The sequence below is a fragment of the Polynucleobacter sp. 15G-AUS-farblos genome (assembly GCF_018882445.1).
GTDB lineage: Bacteria > Pseudomonadota > Gammaproteobacteria > Burkholderiales > Burkholderiaceae > Polynucleobacter.
This window is the reverse complement of sequence record NZ_JACVOM010000032.1, coordinates 1-257: the sequence shown is the minus strand read 5'-3', so window position 1 is coordinate 257 and position 257 is coordinate 1. Positions and strand designations below refer to the sequence as shown.

Annotated in this window: 1 protein-coding gene; it reads right to left on the bottom strand. The window is 46.7% G+C overall.

All coding sequences use genetic code 11. The features are described 5' to 3' along the window. On the bottom strand, nucleotides 1-205 hold a 205-nt coding region (locus ICN41_RS11480), incomplete at its 3' end, for a hypothetical protein (RefSeq protein ID WP_216293026.1). Between the last annotated feature and the right edge of the window lie 52 nt (nucleotides 206-257).

Genomic DNA, 257 nt, shown 5'->3' with positions numbered 1-257 from the left:
AAGCCCAAATAATGATCCCCATCACGCCTCCTAGAGCCAGATAAAGCGCTTTTTTTCCTTCGCTATTTCTCCAAGGCCGCATCCATAAAGCCGGTAATAGCACTAACCAAATCGGCGATATGCCGCCATGCTGCATTGGGTACAGGCCAAAGGTAAATGCTAAGGGATAAGTCCATAGGATCCAGTGGGTATTTTGAGGACTCATCCAGGCTTGACCCAAAGGAAAACTAGGAGTTGTCGCCTGAAATTGTAAGAAT